The sequence below is a fragment of the Brucella intermedia LMG 3301 genome (genome assembly GCF_000182645.1).
Lineage (GTDB): Bacteria > Pseudomonadota > Alphaproteobacteria > Rhizobiales > Rhizobiaceae > Brucella > Brucella intermedia.
In genome coordinates, this window is record NZ_ACQA01000003.1 from 1 (window position 1) to 20,725 (window position 20,725).

Consider the following 20,725-nt stretch of genomic DNA (forward strand, 5'->3'; position numbering starts at 1 on the left):
AGCAGGTCCCAAGGGTATGGCTGTTCGCCATTTAAAGCGGTACGTGAGTTGGGTTCAGAACGTCGTGAGACAGTTCGGTCCCTATCTGCCGTGGGTGTAGGAATATTGACAGGATCTGTCCCTAGTACGAGAGGACCGGGATGGACGTATCTCTGGTGGACCTGTTGTCGTGCCAACGGCATAGCAGGGTAGCTATATACGGACGGGATAACCGCTGAAGGCATCTAAGCGGGAAACCCACCTGAAAACGAGTATTCCCTATCAGAGCCGTGGAAGACCACCACGTTGATAGGCCGGGTGTGGAAGTGCGGCAACGCATGCAGCTTACCGGTACTAATAGCTCGATCGACTTGATCACTCCCATTTACAATATCCATCGAACGAAGTTCGATGAAGGCAATATGGCAGTAGGGCAATAAGGCAATATGTTGCCTAAAGCCCTTAACCATCGCCTGCACAGAAAGACAAAGCACAAAGGCAAAGGATAGGCGCAGACCAAACATACTGCCCTATTCCCCTACTGCCTTACTGCCCTGAACCAGCTTCTCATTTGTGTTCTTCGCCGACCTGGTGGTTATGGCGGAGCGGCTGCACCCGATCCCATTCCGAACTCGGCCGTGAAACGCTCCAGCGCCAATGGTACTTCATCTTAAGATGCGGGAGAGTAGGTCGCTGCCAGGTCTGCTAAGCACACAAATCAATCCATCTTCTCAAACCCATGCAAAACAGACCAAATCACGCCCAAAGCGCCAAAAAATACCAAAACCGGTCATAATATCGCACCCATAACGCGGGGTGGAGCAGCCCGGTAGCTCGTCAGGCTCATAACCTGAAGGCCGCAGGTTCAAATCCTGCCCCCGCAACCAAAAATAAAACTCGTCGCACAAGCGGCGGGTTTTGGCGTTTAAAGGGGCAAAATAGCCGGATAATCGCTCGCATCCGCCGCAACCCAGAAAAGGAGCAGGGGCCGCAAAGCCCCACACAAACCTTGTTTGCACCGAAAATCACTTCTGTAAGTCCAGCCACTCATCCAAGCCGATATGGCTTATATGTTCGACGCGATGGTCATTCATGAACTGGTTGAACTGCTTCTCTTCCGTGTGGTGATGTTTAAAGCCACATTTCGCCTGGGCTTTGAAGGATTGCTCGTTTTCGGCGAAATAACCACACCACAGAGCCGCCATTTTCAGGTCTTCGAAGGCATGGCGCATCAGTTCCTTCACAGCTTCCGGAATAAGGCCCTTTCCCCAGAAGGGGACACCGATCCAGTAGGCAACCTCTGCTTCATTGGCGGCGATATCAAAATTACTGTCCTTGCCGATCAGTAATCCCACCATGCCGATGGCGACATTGTCCTCTTTCAGGGTGACGGCATAGACTTCCGGATGCGAAAACACGGTCCGGATAATTTCCAGACTTTCTTCCTCACTCTGGTGAACTGGCCAGCCGGCAATCGGTCCCACCCGATCATCGCTGGCATATTTATACAGGCTGGCTGCATCGCTATCTTGCCATGGCCGCATGATCAGACGTTCGGTTTCAAGCATGGTTCTTCTCATTTCTATCGAGGGTTGCTGTCCCCGGCTTTTAACGAAGGCAGGGAAAAGTTGACAATGGAAGGAACCGGGTGAAGTAGGTAATAATGAAAACAAACGGTCTTTATCTGAAGCGATTGCGCTGCAATGATGGACAAAATGAAAACAGGTTGCTCCTTGCGCCCCGCCGAAGGCGTCGAGTTCGGGATCGGGAAAGGTCGGCTCGAGGAAGACGATAACCAGCTATTGTCATTGAGCTATGTTGTGCTGCTCATTTGCCAGAATGGCTCGGCCGAATTCGAGGTGAATTTCCGAAGCTACCAGATGCAGAAAGACGATTTTCTGGTTCTTTATGACGATTCCATCGCTTCTGTGAGCAATAGATCATCTGATTTTTCCTGCTCTTATTATCTGATAGAGCGCTCCATAGCCTCGGATATTGCTTATGGATTGCCAAACGAGTTGTTTCTGTTTCTAAGCCGGCATCCGTTTTTTAAGGCCGATGAGCGTACCATTCGTTTTCTCTCGGTCTGGGAGAAGATGACCGCTTTCATTTACGAAGAGCCGCTGCAATATCAGAGAACCATTCTGGTCAATCAGTTTCAGAATCTGTTCTTGTGGCTTTCGCATAAGGCCGCCGGTTTCGATATTTCCGAGAAAAATGATTACAGCAGGCAGGAAGCGCTCTGCTGGAAATTCTGGGAGCTGATATTCCTGCATTGCAGACATCAGCGTGAAGTGTCCTTTTATGCGGGTCTCCTGAATGTGACACCTTATTATCTCTCGCAACTCACCAAGAGATTTTTTAATGATGCCCCGAAAACGTTGATCGATCGACAGGTAATACTGGAAATCAAGAAACAGTTGATGCAGCCAAAAAGGTCAATGCAGCAAATTGCACATGATCTTGAATTTGCAGATGCGTCTTACTTAAGTAAATATTTCAAACGCCATACGGGACTAGGCCCTACAGAATACCGAAAGAAGATTTCTTGAGGCCGGAGCGCATCCCGAAAACTGTGAAACGGTTCTCGAAACGCGCCCTAGAGCATTTCCAGCAAAAGTGTGAAACGTTTACGCGGGGAAATCAGTTCACTGGACTGATTTCTTATCCCGCTCCGATGCGTTGGATAATGCGACAAAACAAATAGTTAGAGCGGTTCCGGCGATTCTGTTAGAATAGGAACCGCTCTAATGGCACAGATTTCTTGTCCCTGCCGGTAGCGATGATGGAGCGAGCGCCAACTTCGATCCGCCGTTGAAACCTATTCGCGCCCTTTTGAATGCTCGCCAAGAAGCTCTTCGATATCATCGAAGATCGACTGCCATTCTTTCTGTGTCAGCTCGAACAGGTTGAAGCTTCTCAGCCAGAATGCGCCCTCATTGGCAATGAATGCCAAGCGCGCCCGCCGTCCTTCCGGCGTCGAAACATCTAGCCCGTCCCATTGCCTGCGATACCAGGCGCGGGTTTCCTCGAGATAATGGGAGTTGGGTATCAGGCTCGCCATCATGGCTGCAAACCGCGAATCGTCGTCTGCGTCGCTTTCGCGCGTCACCGCTATATGGGCCGCTATGTGTGAGATCGCGTCATTCTTATGCCGCTTGCGTGCCGCCACCTGATCGTCGAACCGGTCGCCCAGCCGTTCGATCATGGCTTTCATCAGCCCGTCTTTGTTGCCGAAGCAATATTGCACGCCGCCCTTGGTTACACCGGCGGCCTGCGCCACCGCGTCCATGGTCAGCGCAAGGATGCCGCCTTCCTCAACCAGCTTCTCGGCCATGTCGAGCACATGATCGCGGTCGATCGAGCGCGGGCGACCCGTTTTTTGCAATTTCTTACTTTCCATACGGACGGATTTATATTACGTCGGCACCTCTGACAAGTTTGAATACGACCGTATTGAAAAGGTATGAACCGATGTTGCCGCAAAATCGCTGGCTCGTTCTCGCAATTGTTTCCAGCGCGTTGTTCCTGATCGTCGTGGATATGACGGTGCTTTACACAGCCCTGCCGCGTCTTACCCATGATCTGGCGGCCAGCGCTTCGGAAAAGCTCTGGATCATGAACATCTACCCTCTGGTGGTAGCAGGTCTGCTGCCGGGCCTCGGCACGCTCGGTGACAAGCTCGGCCACAAGCGCATGTTCATGAACGGGCTGGCGGTGTTTGGCCTTGCCTCGCTCTGTGCAGCCTATTCGCCAAATCCGGAAATTCTGATTGCGGCGCGCGCATTCCTTGCCTGCGGTGCGGCCATGATGATGCCTGCCACACTTTCGATCATCCGCCTCACGTTCACCGATGAGAAAGAACGCTCGCTTGCCATCGGCATATGGGCGGCAATCGCTTCGGGTGGCGCTGCCATCGGTCCGGTCGCGGGCGGCATTCTGCTGGAATATTTCTGGTGGGGTTCGGTCTTTCTGATCAATGTGCCGGTCGTTCTGGTTGCGCTCGGGCTTTCGGCCTTCCACCTTGAAAACCGTCCGCTCGGCTCACAGCGCAAATGGGACCTGGTCGGGTCGATCCAGATCATGGTGGGGCTGATCGCGCTCACCTATGCCGTCAAGGAACTTGCAAAGCGCGATGCTTCCATGTCCATTTTTGCGGCAGCGCTCGTCATCGGCCTTGCTGCCACGACGATCTTCGTCCGCAGACAGTTTGCAAGCGCTGAACCACTGATCGATTTCTCGCTGTTCAGGACGAGACTGTTCTCGTTGGGCGTGTTTGCAGCTCTGGTCGCGTCGGGCTCGATGACCGGCATGGAACTGGTTTTCAGCCAGCGCATGCAGCTGATCGAAGGCATGACACCGCTCCAGGCGGGCCTGACCATTCTGCCTATCCCGCTGGCAGCTTTCGTTGCGGGGCCGCTTGCGGGCGCAATGTTGCCGCGCTTCGGTGCGGGCAAGGTGCTCTGGATATCGCTCGGCGTTACGGCGCTCGGGGTGATGATCTACATCCTCACCTACCGGATCTCGGCGCACTTCTATCTGGCGGGGCTTGCCGTCCTTGGCTTTGGCGTCGGCTGTGCGATGACCGGCGCATCATCCTCGATCATGGGAAGCGCGCCTGCCGAAAAAGCGGGGATGGCCGCTTCGGTGGAGGAAGTCTCGTTCGAGCTTGGCAATGCTCTGGGCGTAACGATCTTCGGCAGTATCCTGTCAGCGTTCTATACGGCGAGCCTCGTTCTGCCAGCCGGTTCAGGCATTCCTCCTGTTGTCCGCGACAGCCTTGATGAGGCGCTGCTTGCAGCGCAATCGATGGCCGCCGCTGACGCCCGTGCGTTGACCACGCTCGCTTCGCAGGCGTTCGAGAATGCCTATGTCGCTGTCGTGGTGGCAACGGCATTGCTGCTGTTCGCTGCTACCGTTGCTACCTATCTGGTTCAGCGTCGCACCAGACAGAAAAGCCTTTGCTGATTGAAGCATTCATCAGCCCGGGCGCGGAGAGCCGCCTCTTCACGCAATCACATTTCTGCACTATTCATGCGTGCAACGGTGGTTGGGAGGCGGCCCTTCATGAACACAGCAAGCGATGCGCGTTTCTGGGATCGGACATCGCGGAAATATGCCATGGGCAAGATCGCGGATCAGATCGGCTATGAGCGCACGCTGGACCGGACCCGGGCTTTGCTTGGTGCAAGCGACAAGGTGGTGGAACTGGGCTGCGGAACAGGAACGACAGCGCTTAAGCTTGCCGGTGCTGTTCAGCATTATCTAGCGACAGATTTTTCTGCCGGAATGATCGCGATTGCCAACGAAAAGCTTGCCGCTGCCCCGGTCCCGGCTCTCTCCTTCCGAACGGCGACTGCGCAGGCGCTTGCCTCAGAGGCGGCACGGTTCAACGTGGTTCTTGGTTTCAACTATCTCCATCTGGTTCGTGACCTGTCGGACACGCTGCGCTCGATCCACACTTTGCTTGAGCCGGGAGGCTTGTTCATTTCCAAGACGCCTTGCGTGGGCGACATGAACCCGCTCATCCGGCTGGCATTGCCCGCGATGCGCCTGATCGGCAAGGCGCCCTATGCGGGCGTCTTCCCGGCGACGGAACTGAGCCAGCAAATATCTGCGGCGGGCTTCGATATCCTTGCCGTTGAACGCCACGCCGCGAGGGGCAACGATAATCGCCCCTATATCGTGGCGCGCAAGAGGTGACATGAGCGGACGAGACTGCTGGAAGCCAGCCACGCCCGGCATTCCATGTCCAGCATTTGCCGAGCCCATGTCCCTCGTTCCCCGGCTTATGGTTGCGTTTCAGCAGAGAGCTCAACGGCATGTGACTGAAGCGAAATCAGCCATGTGACCGCGAGAAATGCGACCATCGCCCAGGGAAGATAGCCTGCGCCCAAACCGCCGAGAACAAGGCCGCCGATCAGTCCCCCTGCGGCAATGGCGAGATTCCAGAAGGTGACGAGCATTGCTTGCGCCACGTCCGCCGCGCTGCCGGCAGCTTTGGCGAGCGCTGTCTGAAGCAGCGTTGGAACGCCGCCAAAAATCAGTCCCCACAGGCCGGCGGTGGCAAGAACGATCAGCGGCGAGGTGTTCCAGACCCCGAAGGCGATGGCGCAGACGGCAACAACGATGATGCTGCCTTGCATCATTGGCCACAGCTTGCGGTCGATGTACGTGCCGACGACCCAGAGACCGGCAATTCCCGCAATGCCGAAGATGAAGAGCACCATGTCGGCGCGGGCCGACAGGCCGGAAAGGCTCAGGAACGGCGACACATAGGTGTAAAGGATATTATGTGCGATCACGAATGCCAGCGTCATGCCGAGTATCTTCAGCACGCCCGGTATGCGCAGTGTATCCGGCACGGAAAACCGCTGTTCCTGCTTCTGTCCGGGAAGGTCCGGCACGATGAAGTGGATCATGATGGCGAGGGCAAGCGCGAGAAGGCTCATCAATCCGAAAGCGAGCCGCCATCCGGCCAGCGCACCGATAAATGTGCCTGCCGGAACGCCGAAGGAAAATGCCAGCGGCGCGCTGATGCCGACAATGGCAATCGCACGTCCGGCAAGATGCGATGGCGCAAGCCGGGCTGCATAGCCAACAAGCCACGCCCACACCAGGCCGGCGGATATTCCGGCGCAGAACCGGGCGATGAGCATCAGCGCGAAGCTGTTGGAAAGGGCGGTTACGGCATTCACCACCGCGAAGCCGACGATCGCCATGAGCAGAAGCGGGCGACGGCGCAGTTTTTGCGTGAAAGTGATGAGCGGAATGGCGGTGAGAAACGAGCCTGCGGCGTAAACGGATATCATCTGCCCCGCCAGACTGTCGGTAATGCCGAGGCTGGGGCTGATCTGTTGAAGAAGGCCAGCGGGCATGACTTCGGTCATGAGCGTGATGACGCCCGCCATGGCGAGGGCCAGCAGCGCCCCGACGGGCAGCCTTTCCGTGCTTTGTCGAGGGGTGGAGGTGGATGTCATGGAGCAAAATCCTATTGGTAAATCGGGTTGGGGAAATTGCTCAATCTCGCCAATCAAGAAAAGTAGGCTATAATTCCAAATACTTTTGACATTTATGTCGGGCATGGAGGCTCAGAGGATGGACAGTCTTGGCGCATTGCGCGCTTTCGTGCAGGCAGCCGAAACCGGAGGTTTCACGGAGGCGGGGCGTCGGTTGAGCATTTCGCCGTCTGCTGTAAGCAAGGCAGTGGTGCGGCTGGAGGAACGGTTCGGCACAAGGCTGTTCCATCGTTCCACCCGCAGCATTTCGCTGACGCCGGAAGGCGTGAAGTTTCTCGACCGATGCCACCGCATCCTGTGTGAATTCGAGATGGCCGAAAGTGAATTGTCGCAGACCTGTCAGGAACTGAGCGGCAGGCTCCGCGTCAGCCTGCCGTCGCTGGGCGCATTGTTCCTGCCGGCCATTGCGGTTTTCGCGCGCCACCACCCGCAAATAGAACTGGAACTCGACTTTACCGATCGGCTTGTGGACGTGATCGAGGAGGGGTTCGATGCCGTGATCCGTACAGGCCATCAGGGCGATTCCCGTTTGATGGCCCGCAAGCTCGGCTCCTATCGCCGGGCGGTCGTTGCCTCTCCGGATTATCTGCGCAGGAATGGTGTGCCGGAAAAGCCGGAGGATCTGGCGCGCCATTCGTGCCTGGTTTACCGCTTCCCCACGACCGGCAAGCTCGACCGCTGGCGTTTCAGAAGGCAAGATGAAATCTTCGAAGCCGACCTGACCGCCCGCATGGTGCTGAATTCACTGGAGCCGCAAATATCCCTGGCGGAGCAAGGCATCGGCCTTGTTTCCATCCCGGATCTGAGCGTACGCCCCCAATTGGCGAACGGGACACTGGTCAGCGTTCTCGAGGATTATCTCGATATTCCCACGCCCTTGCAGGTCATGTGGCCGTCGAGCCGCCATCTCTCGCCGAAACTGCGGGCGTTCGTCGATTTTCTTGCCACGGACAACTCATGGCGAAGCGGTCCGGTCCCGAACGACGGGGCCAATGGAGCGGACAAAATGACAGGCAGAGAATGAACGCGAATGTTATTACCGCTGATATCCGATATACGGACTGGCTGATCAGCCATGACCCGCACGTGCCTGCGCACTGGGTGAAGCGCTGTCTTTCCGCTGGCGAGTATATCATTACTCTTACCGATGCGGAGCCTGCCGGATTTCTTCGCTACAGCTGGTTTTGGGGTGTTATCCCCTACATGGATATGATCTGGGTCATTCCCCAATACCGGCGGCGCGGCATTGGCGGATTGCTGTTCCAGCGCTGGGAAACCGCGATGCGGGAACAACAGGCCACGCAATTGATGACATCGAGTGTTGCCGACGAGAAGGAACCTCAGCAATTTCACCGGAGCAATGGCTTTCGCGAGGCCGGAGCCATTTCCTTTGGAAAGTTTCAGCCCCAATCCGAGGTCTTTCTGATCAAGGACCTCTGATTATGCGTTTTCCAGAGCAGTCCTGAGCCCAATGGCAGGTGAGTGAGCCTTTGCCTAACGTCGAACCTACCGGCGGAAGGACATTCGGTATTCGCGCGGGGACATGCCGCGCAACCGTCTGAACTGCCGGTTGAAATTGGCGAGGGAAGCGTAGCCGACTTCGGCGGCTATGTGCTGGATGGGCTGGTTCGTACCCGAAAGCCGCGAGCAGGATTCGCCGATCCGCAAGGCGATCACATATTCGGAGACGCTCATCTGAGTGTGCCGCTGGAACAGGCGATGCAGGCCCGAAATGCTGAGGAACGCGATTTCGGCAAGCTCCTCCATGCGCAGGGGCGCGTGATAGTGCTTATGGATATGCACGAGTACCCGGTCGATCCTTGAGCGGTCGCCCACATGCTGCTGGGGAATGACGGACGAAAGTGGCTGTCTCGTGCGCTCCTCCGCGAGCTTTGCCAGTATCGTCAGCAGGCCGATCAGCCGCTGCGCCGGCGGATGCAGGAACAGCGCCTCGAAATCCGCCGACAGGCGACGACCGAGCGCCGGATCAAACGCCAGAGCCGTGCCGGCGTCGGATATCAGGCGACGGATGGGAGCCAGCTCCACCGATCCCCCCGTCAGGCCATCTATCCATTCCCTTCGAAACCAGAAGACAAGCGCCACGTGCGGTTTTGTCTCGTCGAGTTTTTCGCGCGAGGCCCATGTGTGCGGCAGATCGGGGCCAATGAGGACGAGATCGCCATGGTCGTATTCGGCGACGTGGTTTCCGATGAAGCGCTGGCCGCGGGAATTGAGCGTCAGCGTCAATTCAAACTCGGGATGATGATGCCATTCGAAGGGGATCGCATCGTCGAGACGCCGATTGAGCATGCTCCAGGAAGCGTCCGGCGATGCGGGCAAATGTTCAAGAAGTGGCTTCATGTTGCCTTGGGGTACAGGTTCGACGCTGGAATAGTATCAGTTTTGTCCATTTGGGCGCAACATGGCGCGCGGGAAACCATTAGCTTTCCTGCATCCCCGGTTCCGGGCAAGCATATGATGGGAGAACGATATGCAGGACACCACAATGACCAAGCGCGACAGCCATCCGACCGCAGCCGCGACGATCCAGTTGAAGGACATCAGGAAGAACCTGCCGCTGCGCGTCCTGTCAAAGGCCGATTGGGAACATTGGACGACAAGGGGATATGTCATCGTCCGTCAGGCCGTCCCGGCGGCCAATGTTGCGCGTCTTGTCGATCTGCTCTGGGAATTCGACGAAAAGGACCCGAAAGACCCTTCAACCTGGTATGCGCCGCAGCGGCGCGAGCACAAGATGAAGGAGCTCAACAATACCGGGATGCTGGAAATCTACAATCACCAGTATCTTTGGGACAATCGTATGGAGCAGCGTGTCTATGACGTCTTTGTCGATATATGGGACAGGGAGGACCTCTGGGTCACCATCGACCGGGCCAACCTCAATCCGCCAAAGAAGATCAAGGGCAACCCGCACGGCTTCATTCATTGGGACGTGGACACTTCGATCCGGCCTCTGCCAATCGGCGTGCAGGGTGTGCTTAGCCTGCAGAAGCAGGATGGCGATGTGGGCGGTTTCCAGTGCGTGCCCTATCTGTTCGAGCATTTCGAGGAATGGGTGAAAACACAGCCGGACGACCGCGACCCCATGCATCCCGACATGACCGGGCTCGAAGTGGTCAATATCGACATGGAGCCAGGCGACCTGATGATCTTCAATTCGCTGCTGGCGCATGGCGTCAGGCCGAACCATTCCGACAACCGGGTGCGCATGGCGCAATATATCTCCATGCACCCTGCCGAATGGGAAAACGAGACCGAACGACTGGAACGCATCCGGCTCTGGCGGGAGCGCGATCATCCAAGGCGCGACGCTTTTCCCGGTGATCCGCGCGAATGGGAAAAACACAACGCCGAGACAGTCGCGCTGACCCTGCTTGGCGAGAAACTGCTGGGGTTGAAGCGCTGGTGAGAAAACCCGCACGTCAGCATCGCGCCCTCACGGCGCCTGCGACACTGGCTGAACCTGAAGCGCGGTGCCTGCGGGCGCCGCGCTTCTTCGCGCGGTTGCTTACAGCCGTGCGTCCCATTTCCAATCCCGGATTTCCGGCATGTCTTCGCCATGTTCCCGCACGTAACGTTTGTGAAGAACCAGCTTTTCCTCGAACGTGGCGATCAAAGGACCCGCCACGTCATTGCCGATTGGCAGCCGCCTGACAGCCGCCATGGCCAGATGAAACCGGTCCAGTTCGTTCAGCACCGTCATGTCGAAAGGCGTGGTCGTGGTTCCCTGTTCGATAAAGCCGTGCACGTGGAAATTGGAATGGTTGGTGCGTTTATAGACCAGCCGGTGAATGAGATAGGGATAACCGTGGTAAGCAAAGATGACGGGCCGGTTGGTCGTGAAGATGCGGTCGAACTCGTCGTCGGCAATGCCGTGCGGATGGTGTTGCGGTGATTGCAGAACCATCAGGTCCACGACATTGACGACGCGGATGCGCAGATGCGGCAGGGACTGGCGCAGGAGAGAAACAGCGGCGAGAACTTCCATCGTTGGCACATCACCCGCGCAGGCCATCACGATGTCGGGTTCCAGACCGTCCTCGGTTCCGGCCCAGTCCCATATGCCGAGACCGGCTTCGCAATGGCGCACGGCCTCGTCTATCGACAGCCATTGCGGTTCAGGCTGTTTTCCCGCCACGATGACGTTGATGCGATCCCAGGTTTTAAGGCAGTGATCGGCAACCCACAGCAGCGTGTTGGCGTCCGGGGGAAAATAGACGCGGATGATATCGGCGCTCTTATTGGCCACCAGATCGACAAAGCCCGGGTCCTGATGGGAAAAGCCGTTATGATCCTGACGCCAGACATGAGAGGTCAGAAGATAGTTGAGCGATGAAATCGGTTTTCGCCATTTCAGTTCGCGCGCGACCTGCAACCATTTTGCATGCTGGTTGAACATGGAATCGACAATATGGATGAAGGCTTCGTAGCAGGAGAAAAACCCGTGCCTTCCGGTCAGCAGATAGCCCTCCAGCCAGCCCTGACACAGATTCTCGCTCAATACTTCCATGATGCGGCCATCGGCCGACAGATGGTCGTCTATGTCTAAGGTTTCAGCCATCCACACGCGGTCGCTGGCATCGAAGACCGCGCCGAGACGGTTTGAAGCGGTCTCATCGGGACCGAAGACACGGAAATTCTTCTCCCGCTCGTTCAGCTTCAGCACGTCGCGCAGATATTCACCGAGTATTTTGGTGGATTGCCCTTCCAGCGCTCCCGGTTCGGTGACCTCGACGGCATATTGCCGGAAGTCGGGCGTGTGCAGTTCCTTGCGAAGCAAGCCGCCATTTGCATGCGGGCCGGCCCCCATGCGCCGTTCGCCCTGCGGCGCGAGCGCGCGCAGTTCGGGCTTCAGCGCACCTTTTTCGTCAAACAGGTCCTCCGGGTCATAGCTTTTCATCCAGTTTTCAAGAATTTTGCGATGCGCATCATTTTCGCGGCAATTAGCGACGGGAACCTGATGCGATCGCCAGTAATTCTCTACGATCAGCCCGTCGACCTCCTTCGGGCCGGTCCAACCTTTCGGGCTTCGCAGAATGATCATGGGCCAGCGGGGGCGCTCCGGTGATTTCACATCGGCACTTCGCTTTATCGTCTCGACCCGGGCGAAGATCGCATCGAGGGTTGCTGCCATCTGTTGGTGCATGGCCTCGGGTTCGCTGCCCTCGACGAAGAACGGCTCATAGCCATAGCCCCTGAAGAGACTGGTGAGGTCGTCATCGGAAAGGCGGGCGAGGATGGTGGGATTTGCGATTTTATAGCCGTTCAGATGAAGGATCGGCAGCACGGCGCCGTCGCGTGCGGGATTGAGAAACTTGTTGGAATGCCACGAGGCGGCAAGGGTTCCCGTTTCCGCCTCTCCATCGCCGACCACACAGGCGACCACCAGATCAGGATTGTCGAAAGCGGCGCCATAGGCGTGCACAAGCGCATATCCCAGCTCGCCGCCCTCATGGATCGAGCCCGGGGTTTCCGGCGCGACATGGCTTGGTATGCCGCCGGGAAAGGAAAACTGCCGGAACAGTTTGCGCATTCCTGCCTCATCCTCGCTCACGCCCGGATAGATTTCAGAATAGGAACCTTCCAGATAGGTGTTCGCTACCATGCCCGGTCCACCGTGCCCCGGCCCGCATATGTAGATTATGTTGGCATTTCTTTCCCGAATGATGCGATTGAGGTGCGCGTAAATGAAATTCAGGCCGGGCGTCGTCCCCCAGTGGCCGAGCAGTCGTGGCTTGATATGCTCAGGTTCCAGCGGTTTGCGCAGCAGGGGATTGTCCATCAGGTAGATCTGCCCCACCGAAAGATAGTTCGCCGCTTTCCAGTAGCGATCGATCAGCGCGAGCTGCTGAGGTGCCAGGGGGCCTTGGGCCGGTGCTTTGGTCATTCTCTGTCTCCTTCGCGGATGGTTACGCAGATGCGGCGGGCGCTGTAACTGCGGGGTTCCGAAGAGCGTCCAGCGTTTCGGCGGCGATAATCTGTTCCTCGTCGGTAGCAAACACGAAGGCCGCTGCCGGCGAGGTTGGGCGCGTGATCCGGAAAGCATTGTTTTTGTTGGCGGCAGCGTCGATTTCAAAACCAAGCCAGGAAAGACGCTCGCAGACCGCCTCTCGGATTGCGGGCTGGTGCTCCCCGATACCGGCGGTGAAGATCAAGGCATCCAGTCCGCCGAGCGTCGCGGCGAGCCTGCATATTTCACCGGCAATGCGCGCGGTGAAAATGTCGATGGCTTCCCGGGCACGGGCATCATCGCTTGCGAGCAGGTCGCGTGTATCGCTGCTTATCCCGGACAATCCGAGAAGGCCGGAGCGATGATAAAGCAGGTCGGCAAGCGCATCCGCCTGCATGTTTTCCTGCTGCAACAAATGAAGGAGAACGCCGGGATCGATGGTTCCGCAACGGGTCGCCATCGGAATGCCGTCAAGCGTGGAAAAGCTCATGCTGGTGTCGACGCTTTTGCCGCCGTCCATGGCGCACAGGCTTGCCCCGCTTCCCAGATGTGCGGCGACGATCCTCCCGCCAGCAAGCTCCGGCACTCGTCGGGAAAAGTTCGCGATGATGGATTTGTAGGACAAGCCGTGAAAGCCATATCGCTTTATTCCGCGTTCGTGGAGGGCGATGGGAACCGCAAAACGCCTGATCTTGTCCGGTATGGTCTGGTGGAAGGCGGTATCGAAGGAGGCCGCCTGCGGAAGATGGGGGAGGAGTTTCCGGACGGCCTTTATCAGAGCTGTGCTTTTGGGCTGGTGGAGCGGCGCGTAAATGGAAAGGCTCTCGATGGCTTCGATATGTTTGTCGTCTAACAAGACCGGCCCGGCGAATTGATCCCCGCCAAAGACGACGCGGTGACCGACGCCGAGAATGTTGCCGGGGCTGATATGATCGGACAATCGTGCGAACAGTTCTTCCAGAATGCTGACGATATTCCCGGCATCCGCAGATGCCAGGGCAATGTCGAGGTTCCCGCTTTCACCGCGCAATCGAAAGGTCACGGGAGATTCGTTCAGATCAATCTCGCCCCGCGCCCGTTTTCGGAGTTGCTGTCCGTCAAAGGCGAAGGTGCCGATCTTGACGGTCGACGAACCGGCATTGAACGTAACAAGCTGCTTGTGCACGCGCGGCCACTCCCTTGTTCGGGGCTGATGCGTAACAAGATAGGGGATTGTTTCGGGCTGGCGATATGTCCGGCGCAGAACATCAGGCTGATTCCGGCACGTCCGATCGGCACGCGCCTAGCTGCACAGATGCGCGATCAAGACACGCTGAAACTTTCTGTTACAACTTTATAGGGAACAAAACCGCTTCATCTTCATTTACTTCGAGCGTTTGTCCGGGAATCACCGGATGATTTGCTGTGTCCAGGTTTCCGATCGTCCTAAGTCGGGAGTTTGGGGGCATATCGATTTTTCAACGATTGGAGTTCGTGATGGGGATTTTCGACAAGATTAAGAACGCCATTTGGGGAGAGGCGCAGGCTGCAACGCCTTCCACGGAAACCGCTGCTTCGCCAGCGCCGACGCCAACCGCATCGCCGAGCGCTGCCGCTCCGGCACAGTCGGCACCCGCTGCTGCGGGCAGCGTCGACGTAGGCGCTATTCTTGATGCCGCCGTTGCCAAAAGCGGCCAGAAGCTCAACTGGAAGACTTCGATCGTCGATCTGATGAAGGCTCTTGGCCTCGACAGCAGCCTGGAGCACCGCAAGGAACTTGCCAAGGAACTGGGCTATACCGGTGACACGGGTGATTCCGCGACCATGAATGTCTGGCTGCACAAGCAGGTCATTCAGAAACTGAAGGATAACGGCGGCAAGGTGCCCGCCGGACTGTAATCAGGAGGGTTCTCGATGGGAAGCGCAGGAATAGGCTGGATTGCGGCAATCATCATCGGCGGTCTGGCCGGCTGGATTGCCTCCAATTTCATGAACAGCAATACCGGGATATTCATGAATATCATTCTCGGTATCATCGGCGCAGCCGTAGCGAGTTTTATCTTCGGATTGCTCGGTGTTTCGTTCGGCGGCTGGCTGGGCTATCTGATCGCGGGCTTCATCGGCGCCTGTATATTGATATGGGCTGGTCGATTGATAAGTTAGGAAAAAGGCGCCGAAAGGCGCCTTTTTCTTTCGCAGGCTGATGTGGTCACATCGATGATGCCGTCGACGGTGAAGCCGGTATCGCCATCTGAAGCTCGGCCTGACGGCCCAGCCTTGTCATCCATTCCGTAAATTGCGGGTTGCGTTCGATCTGGCGGCCGTAATGCCTGCGCAATGCGTCGGTCAGTTCGCCTTTACGCCCAAGCTGCTCGTCGGCAAAGCCGATCATCTGTGAATTCGGCCAGGCCTGCGGGCGAATGGCGACAAGGCGCGCAAAAAGGTTTTCAGCGTTTTCGTCGGGATTGCCCTGCGCCATGAGCGAAACCATGGCCGCCGTCGAACGCGACACGCCCATATGGCAATGGACCAGCAGGTGGCGCGGCGCTTCCCCGTTCTGTGCAGCGAGGAAGTCCGAGCCGAACTGGAGGATCGAGCTCATATGATCCGGCGTTGGCATTGTGTGATTGTCGGCGGCATTGATGATGTCGTGAAAGCGCAACGTCACGCGATGATGCTGCTCGAAAGTCTGAAACGCATCCAGTTCGGGAAGGTCTGGATCGACCAGCGACAGAACATGGGTGACCTTTCGCGCTCGCTGCCCGGCCAGTTCCTCAATCCCGCACACCGTCAGCTGCGGGGCAAATTGCACGCTCATGCCAGTCTCCTTGAATTCCATTTATGCCGCCTGCCTTGATGACCCTATGATGGTGTCAATCAGTCCACGGGATTGGAGCATTTTCTTGACGCTCAATCCAGCTTCTATCCGGGGCTCCCATGGCGTGAGCAGTAGCGGGGACAACCCCCCGGGCTTGCAGCTCGGGGCTTTTACAATTCTCGGCGGAGCCTAAAGCATGTCTCCCAAAAGTGGGAACCGGTTTTGGGATAAAGACATGCACGAAAGCTTAAAGCGTGTTTTGTGAATATGATAAATGCGACACGCTTTAGCTCGCTGAATCAGGAATTCCCCACGGGCAACTGGTTCAGCAAGGCAAACAGAATGGCCGACAGAATTGCGGCAGCGGGAACCGTTACCACCCAGGCTGCGGCAATCGTCAGCGCGTGAGAACGGCGAACCAGCTTGCGGCGGCGACGCTCTTCAACCGGGATGGATTCAAGCGGCAGGGCCTGGCGCGCCTTTTTCAGCCGGCGTTCCGTATCCCATTCGCGAAAGAATCCGACGCCGAAGATCGCACCAATGGCGATGTGGGTTGAACTGACCGGCAATCCCAGCCAACTGGCGAGAATGACGGTGATCGCGGCGGAAAGCGACACGCAATAGGCCCGCATCGGGTTCAGCTTGGTGATCTGATTGCCAACCATCCGGATGAGCTTCGGACCGAACAGGCACAGGCCGAACGAAATGCCACAAGCGCCGATCAGCATGACCCAGAGCGGAATCTCGACACCGTCAATCAACGTGCCCGTCTGCGATGTCTGAACAATCGCCGCAAGCGGACCGACCGCATTGGCCACGTCATTTGCACCATGGGCGAAGCTAAGCAACGCCGCCGAAACAACCAGCGGAATGCTGAACAGGACTTTCAGCGATTTGTTGCGGTTTTCGAGCCCCTGCGACTGGCGGCGAATGACCGGGATCAAGGTTAGCCAGCTTGCAAGCCCGAAAGCCAGCCCGATGGCGAGAGCGACCTCGATCGATACATCGACCAGCTGCTTCAGCCCCTTCATGATCAGATAGGTTGCAAAGGTGCCAGCCATCAGACCGACAAGAATGGGCACCCAAACGCGGGCAGCGGCAATCTTATCCGCGCGGTAGACGATACGGGCTTTGATCAGCCAGAGAAAACCGGCGGCTATGATCGCACCCAGCACCGGCGAGATAACCCAGCTTGCCGCGATTGCGGCCATCTGCGACCAGTTCACCGCTCCAAAGCCAGCCGCAACGATACCCGCCCCGACGACGCCTCCGACAACCGCATGGGTGGTTGAAACGGGAGCGCCGATCCAGGTGGCAAGATTGACCCAGAGCGCCGAGGCGAGCAACGCCGCCATCATCGCCCAGATGAACATGACCGGGGTTGCGAGCGTATCGGGCGCAATGATGCCGGTCGCCACCGTCGAGACGACATCGGCCCCGGCAATGAGCGCACCCGCACTTTCAAAAATGGCAGCAATCGCAATCGCACCGCCCATGCTCAGCGCATTGGCCCCGACAGCGGGTCCCATATTGTTGGCAACGTCATTGGCGCCGATATTCAACGCCATGTAAGCGCCGAAGACGGCTGCGGCGACAACGATGAACATCTGGCTGGAATGACCCAGCAGCATCGCCGCTCCAAGCCCGGCAAGCATGATGAATACAAGAGCGATGCCGGGCGCCACGAGCGGACGGGAGACGTAGCTCGCCGCCGTTTCCAGCTTGACGAAGCGGCCAAGGTCGCGATCAAGAGTCTCCAGATGCCGAGCTTCGAGATCTTCGTTTGCCATGATTTACTCTTGATTTCTTACGCAGCGCACCGGGTTACGCGGTCGCGGGGGGATTGATCCATTACAGGAATGTGACAGGTGTTTAAATGCGGCCATTTTCAAAAGTCAATGATTCGAGTCTGGGCCGTTTGCAAGGAATCCAGTCTCCCCAGGCTTCTGCCATCGGCGCTCGTTCGGTTTCCCAATCCTGTCACCCGTTCATTCAGATCAGCGGGGATAACGGCCCGGACGTTCCGCAGTGCGATGGCGATCGATAATCATGGAGGATGATGTGGACGGACGCAGACAGGTCGTTCGGGCATCCTGGGAACGATATGCTTCGGTCTTGCGCGGGAAGGGGAAGCCGGAACTAATTTGATGCACGACCTTGTTTTGAACAAGATGTGCGCCTATATGGCTGTCATAGGCATTGCTTAAGAGCGCTGGAACGCGTCTGTCGCTCGCAATAGCCTTCATCGCTTGATGCTTTTGACCACGGATGTACTGGCACTGGTAGTAAAGCGATGATCAGGAAGGTCGGTGCGTTTTCGCCCCGGCCTTTTTTGTTGTTTGCGGTTTTCCGAGAAACCCAACCACCGGCCCGCTGAATTCCTCCACCGGGCCGTTCGTCTGGAAATCAGGCAGCGAGTGCTTCGTCTTCCGAGGTCGGGACTTCAGAAATCGTCTTCAGGACCTGCGAAGCGATCTGGTATGGGCAGCCCTGTGAATTCGGGCGGCGATCTTCGAGATAACCGCGATATCCATCCCTCACGAAGGAGTGTGGAACGCGGATCGAGGCGCCGCGGTCGGCAACGCCATAGGAGAACTTGTTCCACGGAGCGGTTTCGTGCTTGCCGGTCAGGCGCATGTGGTTGTCCGGGCCGTAAACGTCGATATGGTCCTGCAAATTCTTCTCGAACTGCGCCATGAGGGCTTCGAAATAATCCTTGCCGCCCACTTCACGCATGTATCTGGTCGAGAAGTTGCAGTGCATGCCCGAGCCGTTCCAGTCGGTATCGCCGAGCGGCTTGCAGTGGAACTCGATGTCGATTTCGTACTGCTCGCAAAGACGAAGCAGGAGGTAACGGGCGATCCACATCTGGTCTGCGGCGTTTTTAGAACCCTTGCCGAAAATCTGGAATTCCCACTGGCCCTTGGCCACTTCCGCATTGATGCCTTCGTGATTGATGCCCGCATCCAGGCAGAGATCGAGATGCTCCTCGACGATCTTGCGGGCGATGGAACCGACATTCTTGTAGCCGACGCCGGTGTAATACGGTCCTTGCGGGGCGGGGAAACCCTGTTCCGGGAAGCCGAGCGGACGACCGTCCTTGTAGAAGAAATATTCCTGCTCGAAGCCGAACCATGCATCATCGTCTTCAAGGACGGTTGCACGGCTGTTGGACGGATGCGGCGTGATGCCATCCGGCATCATGACTTCGCACATCACGAGAGCGCCGTTCTTGCGGGCAGGATCGGGATAGATCGCGACCGGCTTCAACACGCAATCCGAGCTGCGGCCTTCAGCCTGCATCGTGGAAGAACCATCGAAACCCCAGAGCGGCAGTTGGTCGAGCGTCGGGAAAGCATCGAATTCCTTGATCTGCGTCTTGCCGCGCAGTCCGGCAGCAGGGGTGCATCCATCGAGCCAAATGTATTCGAGCTTGTACTTGGTCATCGGCTAGTCTCTCTGTCATCCTCGGTTGATCGATCACCACAAGTCATGCGGTGTCGCGCGGCTCGGTGTTCGATTTTAGAGAAGCAAGGACCGTGCCAGTCTTGCGATGCCGGTGGTTTCGAGGCGACAAAGGCATAAGGCAACGGGCGAATGGCTACCGCTCAGCGGGAATCTGCTCAAAAAACAGGCAATGGATCAGAATTTCATCACGTGCTGGATGCAGGTTTCATCAGACCAGTATCTTCGCCTGAAATGCAGGAGCAAAAGCTCCGAGTTTCAAAGGCATAAAGCAAAATCGAACAGGCGGACAGAATAAGTCGTTGGACGCTCCCGCCACCATTCTCCACCTTGTTCTCAAACAAAAGGGGAGTGACTGATGGCACGTCTGATCAACAGAAAATCGGCTTTTCTGGCGAGTTTAGCGTTGAGTGTTTCGGCTCTGACTGTTTTCGCAGCCAATGCTGCGGAAATTACCGTAATGGGTTATCGCGGCGCATTTCAGGACAATTACGTCAAGGCCGTCATCGAACCGTTCCAGAAGGAACATCCCGACATCAAGGTCACTTATTACGGGGTGCAGAATGCAGCGACATCGCTTGGCAACATGCGTGCCCAGAAGTCCTCGCCGCAGACGGATGCGGTAATCTACGATCTCTCGGTCGCCAAGATAGCCGATGAGGAAGGGCTGGTTGAAAAGCTCGACCCAGCGACGCTCAAAAATTATGCGGATGTGGCTAAGCTCGGCAAGGAACTCGCCGGCGCTGCAATTCCAATCACATATGACACGCTTTCGCTGCTTTATAATCATGATGCATTTGGGCAAGGTGCGCCGGATAGCTGGGAAGCGCTCTGGGACAAGCAGCAAAGCGGCAAGGTCATCATCCCGGCGCAGGGCGGTGGTGATATTCAGGCCATCCTGCTTACGATCATTGCAAACCGGCTTGCCGGTGAAGGCGATTATACGAAGACCGTAAAGCCCGGCGTAGACAAGCTGGTGGAACTGGCGCCTGCCGTACAGACGTGGGAACCGAAGCCCGATGCCTATACGCTGGTTGCAAACGGAACGGCGACCCTCTCCATCGGTTATAATGCGCGTGCGCAGTTCTATTATGATCAGACTGGCGGAAAGCTTCAGTCGGTCGGGCCGAAGGAAGGCACGGCTGCGCAGGTGAATGTGATCAGCGCCATTGCCAACGGCAAGAACATGGATGCAACCAGGACCTTCATCGATTACGCGATAAGCCCCGAGGCGCAGGCCCGTTTCGCCGAGATCATGTTCTATGCGCCATCGAACACGAAAGCGGCTGTGAACGACGCAACGAAAAAGCGCATCCCGTACATGGATACGGCTCAACGCGAGAAGCTCATTCCGGTCGACTGGATGACTATCGGCGATATGCGCGACAAGTTGCTCAATCCCTGGCGGCGCCAGATCATTCCGGCTGGTCGTTAAACCTACCTCACCCTGAAATTTACGCTTCCGCCCCGTTTTTTCGGGGCGGCACCGAACCC

Annotated in this window: 18 protein-coding genes, 1 tRNA gene and 2 rRNA genes; 12 read left to right on the plus strand and 9 right to left on the minus strand. The window is 57.1% G+C overall.

The genetic code is table 11. From position 1 onward, the window contains the following. From OINT_RS21440 to OINT_RS21450, 3 genes are all read left to right on the plus strand, one after another. Positions 1 to 358, plus strand: a 23S ribosomal RNA gene (locus tag OINT_RS21440); the annotation flags it as partial. Between the two features lie 208 nt (positions 359 to 566). Beyond that, positions 567 to 681: ribosomal RNA gene (gene rrf / locus OINT_RS21445) — 5S ribosomal RNA — on the plus strand. Between the two features lie 108 nt (positions 682 to 789). After that, a tRNA-Met gene (locus OINT_RS21450) sits at positions 790 to 866 on the plus strand. Positions 867 to 1,004: 138 nt separating this feature from the next. Here the strand turns inward: OINT_RS21450 and OINT_RS21455 are convergent. Continuing rightward, positions 1,005 to 1,547, minus strand: coding sequence for a GNAT family N-acetyltransferase (locus OINT_RS21455; protein WP_006471833.1), 543 nt, complete (start codon positions 1,545 to 1,547; stop codon positions 1,005 to 1,007). 135 nt (positions 1,548 to 1,682) lie between these two features. Between OINT_RS21455 and OINT_RS21460 the strand changes: the two genes are divergently transcribed. Beyond that, a complete protein-coding gene (locus OINT_RS21460; RefSeq protein ID WP_006470042.1) occupies positions 1,683 to 2,531 on the plus strand; it encodes a helix-turn-helix domain-containing protein in 849 nt (282 codons plus the stop codon). Between the two features lie 269 nt (positions 2,532 to 2,800). On the opposite strand, the gene OINT_RS21465 is transcribed toward OINT_RS21460, so the two are convergent. After that, positions 2,801 to 3,367, minus strand: a complete 567-nt coding sequence (locus tag OINT_RS21465; protein WP_006471834.1) for a TetR/AcrR family transcriptional regulator — start codon at positions 3,365 to 3,367, stop codon at positions 2,801 to 2,803. 86 nt (positions 3,368 to 3,453) lie between these two features. Between OINT_RS21465 and OINT_RS21470 the strand changes: the two genes are divergently transcribed. Both OINT_RS21470 and OINT_RS21475 read left to right on the plus strand, forming a co-directional pair. Next, positions 3,454 to 4,947 carry an MFS transporter gene (locus tag OINT_RS21470; RefSeq protein ID WP_021585687.1) on the plus strand — a complete coding sequence of 498 codons (1,494 nt, stop codon included), beginning with the start codon at positions 3,454 to 3,456 and terminating at the stop codon, positions 4,945 to 4,947. Between the two features lie 99 nt (positions 4,948 to 5,046). Next, a complete protein-coding gene (locus OINT_RS21475; RefSeq protein WP_006471837.1) occupies positions 5,047 to 5,682 on the plus strand; it encodes a class I SAM-dependent methyltransferase in 636 nt (211 codons plus the stop codon). A gap of 86 nt (positions 5,683 to 5,768) precedes the next feature. On the opposite strand, the gene OINT_RS21480 is transcribed toward OINT_RS21475, so the two are convergent. Then, positions 5,769 to 6,959: an MFS transporter gene (locus OINT_RS21480; protein WP_100652508.1), complete on the minus strand. Its 1,191-nt coding sequence runs from the start codon at positions 6,957 to 6,959 to the stop codon at positions 5,769 to 5,771. A gap of 118 nt (positions 6,960 to 7,077) precedes the next feature. On the opposite strand from OINT_RS21480, the gene OINT_RS21485 reads away from it, so the two are divergent. Together OINT_RS21485 and OINT_RS21490 are read left to right on the plus strand one after the other, a co-directional pair. Then, the gene (locus OINT_RS21485) at positions 7,078 to 8,022 is read left to right on the plus strand and encodes a LysR family transcriptional regulator (RefSeq protein ID WP_006471840.1); all 945 of its coding nucleotides are present in this window, start codon (positions 7,078 to 7,080) and stop codon (positions 8,020 to 8,022) included. Next, positions 8,019 to 8,438 carry a GNAT family N-acetyltransferase gene (locus tag OINT_RS21490; protein ID WP_006470047.1) on the plus strand — a complete coding sequence of 140 codons (420 nt, stop codon included), beginning with the start codon at positions 8,019 to 8,021 and terminating at the stop codon, positions 8,436 to 8,438. The genes OINT_RS21485 and OINT_RS21490 overlap by 4 nt, the downstream gene beginning before the upstream one ends. A gap of 66 nt (positions 8,439 to 8,504) precedes the next feature. On the opposite strand, the gene OINT_RS21495 is transcribed toward OINT_RS21490, so the two are convergent. Then, a complete protein-coding gene (locus tag OINT_RS21495) occupies positions 8,505 to 9,359 on the minus strand; it encodes a helix-turn-helix domain-containing protein (RefSeq protein WP_006471841.1) in 855 nt (284 codons plus the stop codon). A gap of 130 nt (positions 9,360 to 9,489) precedes the next feature. Here OINT_RS21495 and OINT_RS21500 point away from each other — a divergent pair, with 130 nt between their 5' ends. Then, positions 9,490 to 10,428, plus strand: coding sequence for a phytanoyl-CoA dioxygenase family protein (locus OINT_RS21500; protein ID WP_006470048.1), 939 nt, complete (start codon positions 9,490 to 9,492; stop codon positions 10,426 to 10,428). A gap of 99 nt (positions 10,429 to 10,527) precedes the next feature. Here OINT_RS21500 and OINT_RS21505 read toward each other — a convergent pair whose 3' ends face one another. Next, on the minus strand, positions 10,528 to 12,906 hold the full coding sequence (locus OINT_RS21505) for a phosphoketolase family protein (protein ID WP_006471842.1): 2,379 nt from the start codon (positions 12,904 to 12,906) through the stop codon (positions 10,528 to 10,530). A 22-nt stretch (positions 12,907 to 12,928) separates the two neighbouring features. After that, on the minus strand, positions 12,929 to 14,134 hold the full coding sequence (locus OINT_RS21510) for an acetate/propionate family kinase (protein WP_006470050.1): 1,206 nt from the start codon (positions 14,132 to 14,134) through the stop codon (positions 12,929 to 12,931). Between the two features lie 311 nt (positions 14,135 to 14,445). On the opposite strand from OINT_RS21510, the gene OINT_RS21515 reads away from it, so the two are divergent. After that, positions 14,446 to 14,847, plus strand: a complete 402-nt coding sequence (locus tag OINT_RS21515) for a DUF3597 domain-containing protein (RefSeq protein WP_006471843.1) — start codon at positions 14,446 to 14,448, stop codon at positions 14,845 to 14,847. Between the two features lie 15 nt (positions 14,848 to 14,862). After that, positions 14,863 to 15,111 (plus strand): GlsB/YeaQ/YmgE family stress response membrane protein, encoded by a 249-nt coding sequence (locus OINT_RS21520; protein ID WP_006470053.1) that lies wholly within the window; start codon positions 14,863 to 14,865, stop codon positions 15,109 to 15,111. Positions 15,112 to 15,157: 46 nt separating this feature from the next. On the opposite strand, the gene OINT_RS21525 is transcribed toward OINT_RS21520, so the two are convergent. The 3 genes from OINT_RS21525 to OINT_RS21540 form a co-directional block, all read right to left on the minus strand. After that, positions 15,158 to 15,766 (minus strand): tyrosine phosphatase family protein, encoded by a 609-nt coding sequence (locus tag OINT_RS21525; RefSeq protein ID WP_031346241.1) that lies wholly within the window; start codon positions 15,764 to 15,766, stop codon positions 15,158 to 15,160. Positions 15,767 to 16,065: 299 nt separating this feature from the next. Then, a complete protein-coding gene (locus OINT_RS21530) occupies positions 16,066 to 17,556 on the minus strand; it encodes an inorganic phosphate transporter (RefSeq protein ID WP_006470055.1) in 1,491 nt (496 codons plus the stop codon). Positions 17,557 to 18,172: 616 nt separating this feature from the next. Continuing rightward, positions 18,173 to 19,213 carry a glutamine synthetase beta-grasp domain-containing protein gene (locus OINT_RS21540; protein WP_006470057.1) on the minus strand — a complete coding sequence of 347 codons (1,041 nt, stop codon included), beginning with the start codon at positions 19,211 to 19,213 and terminating at the stop codon, positions 18,173 to 18,175. A 376-nt stretch (positions 19,214 to 19,589) separates the two neighbouring features. On the opposite strand from OINT_RS21540, the gene OINT_RS21545 reads away from it, so the two are divergent. Then, positions 19,590 to 20,666 carry an extracellular solute-binding protein gene (locus OINT_RS21545; RefSeq protein WP_006470059.1) on the plus strand — a complete coding sequence of 359 codons (1,077 nt, stop codon included), beginning with the start codon at positions 19,590 to 19,592 and terminating at the stop codon, positions 20,664 to 20,666. Positions 20,667 to 20,725: the final 59 nt, after the last annotated feature.

What these genes read in the sequence shown, in the direction of transcription:
- OINT_RS21455 (WP_006471833.1), bottom strand. Translation starts at nt 1,547, where the DNA reads ATGCTTGAAACCGAACGTCTGATCATGCGGCCATGGCAAGATAGCGAT.
- OINT_RS21460 (WP_006470042.1), top strand. Translation starts at nt 1,683, where the DNA reads ATGATGGACAAAATGAAAACAGGTTGCTCCTTGCGCCCCGCCGAAGGC.
- OINT_RS21470 (WP_021585687.1), top strand. Translation starts at nt 3,454, where the DNA reads ATGTTGCCGCAAAATCGCTGGCTCGTTCTCGCAATTGTTTCCAGCGCG.
- OINT_RS21475 (WP_006471837.1), top strand. Translation starts at nt 5,047, where the DNA reads ATGAACACAGCAAGCGATGCGCGTTTCTGGGATCGGACATCGCGGAAA.
- OINT_RS21480 (WP_100652508.1), bottom strand. Translation starts at nt 6,959, where the DNA reads ATGACATCCACCTCCACCCCTCGACAAAGCACGGAAAGGCTGCCCGTC.
- OINT_RS21485 (WP_006471840.1), top strand. Translation starts at nt 7,078, where the DNA reads ATGGACAGTCTTGGCGCATTGCGCGCTTTCGTGCAGGCAGCCGAAACC.
- OINT_RS21490 (WP_006470047.1), top strand. Translation starts at nt 8,019, where the DNA reads ATGAACGCGAATGTTATTACCGCTGATATCCGATATACGGACTGGCTG.
- OINT_RS21495 (WP_006471841.1), bottom strand. Translation starts at nt 9,359, where the DNA reads ATGAAGCCACTTCTTGAACATTTGCCCGCATCGCCGGACGCTTCCTGG.
- OINT_RS21500 (WP_006470048.1), top strand. Translation starts at nt 9,490, where the DNA reads ATGCAGGACACCACAATGACCAAGCGCGACAGCCATCCGACCGCAGCC.
- OINT_RS21505 (WP_006471842.1), bottom strand. Translation starts at nt 12,906, where the DNA reads ATGACCAAAGCACCGGCCCAAGGCCCCCTGGCACCTCAGCAGCTCGCG.
- OINT_RS21515 (WP_006471843.1), top strand. Translation starts at nt 14,446, where the DNA reads ATGGGGATTTTCGACAAGATTAAGAACGCCATTTGGGGAGAGGCGCAG.
- OINT_RS21520 (WP_006470053.1), top strand. Translation starts at nt 14,863, where the DNA reads ATGGGAAGCGCAGGAATAGGCTGGATTGCGGCAATCATCATCGGCGGT.
- OINT_RS21525 (WP_031346241.1), bottom strand. Translation starts at nt 15,766, where the DNA reads ATGAGCGTGCAATTTGCCCCGCAGCTGACGGTGTGCGGGATTGAGGAA.
- OINT_RS21530 (WP_006470055.1), bottom strand. Translation starts at nt 17,556, where the DNA reads ATGGCAAACGAAGATCTCGAAGCTCGGCATCTGGAGACTCTTGATCGC.
- OINT_RS21540 (WP_006470057.1), bottom strand. Translation starts at nt 19,213, where the DNA reads ATGACCAAGTACAAGCTCGAATACATTTGGCTCGATGGATGCACCCCT.
- OINT_RS21545 (WP_006470059.1), top strand. Translation starts at nt 19,590, where the DNA reads ATGGCACGTCTGATCAACAGAAAATCGGCTTTTCTGGCGAGTTTAGCG.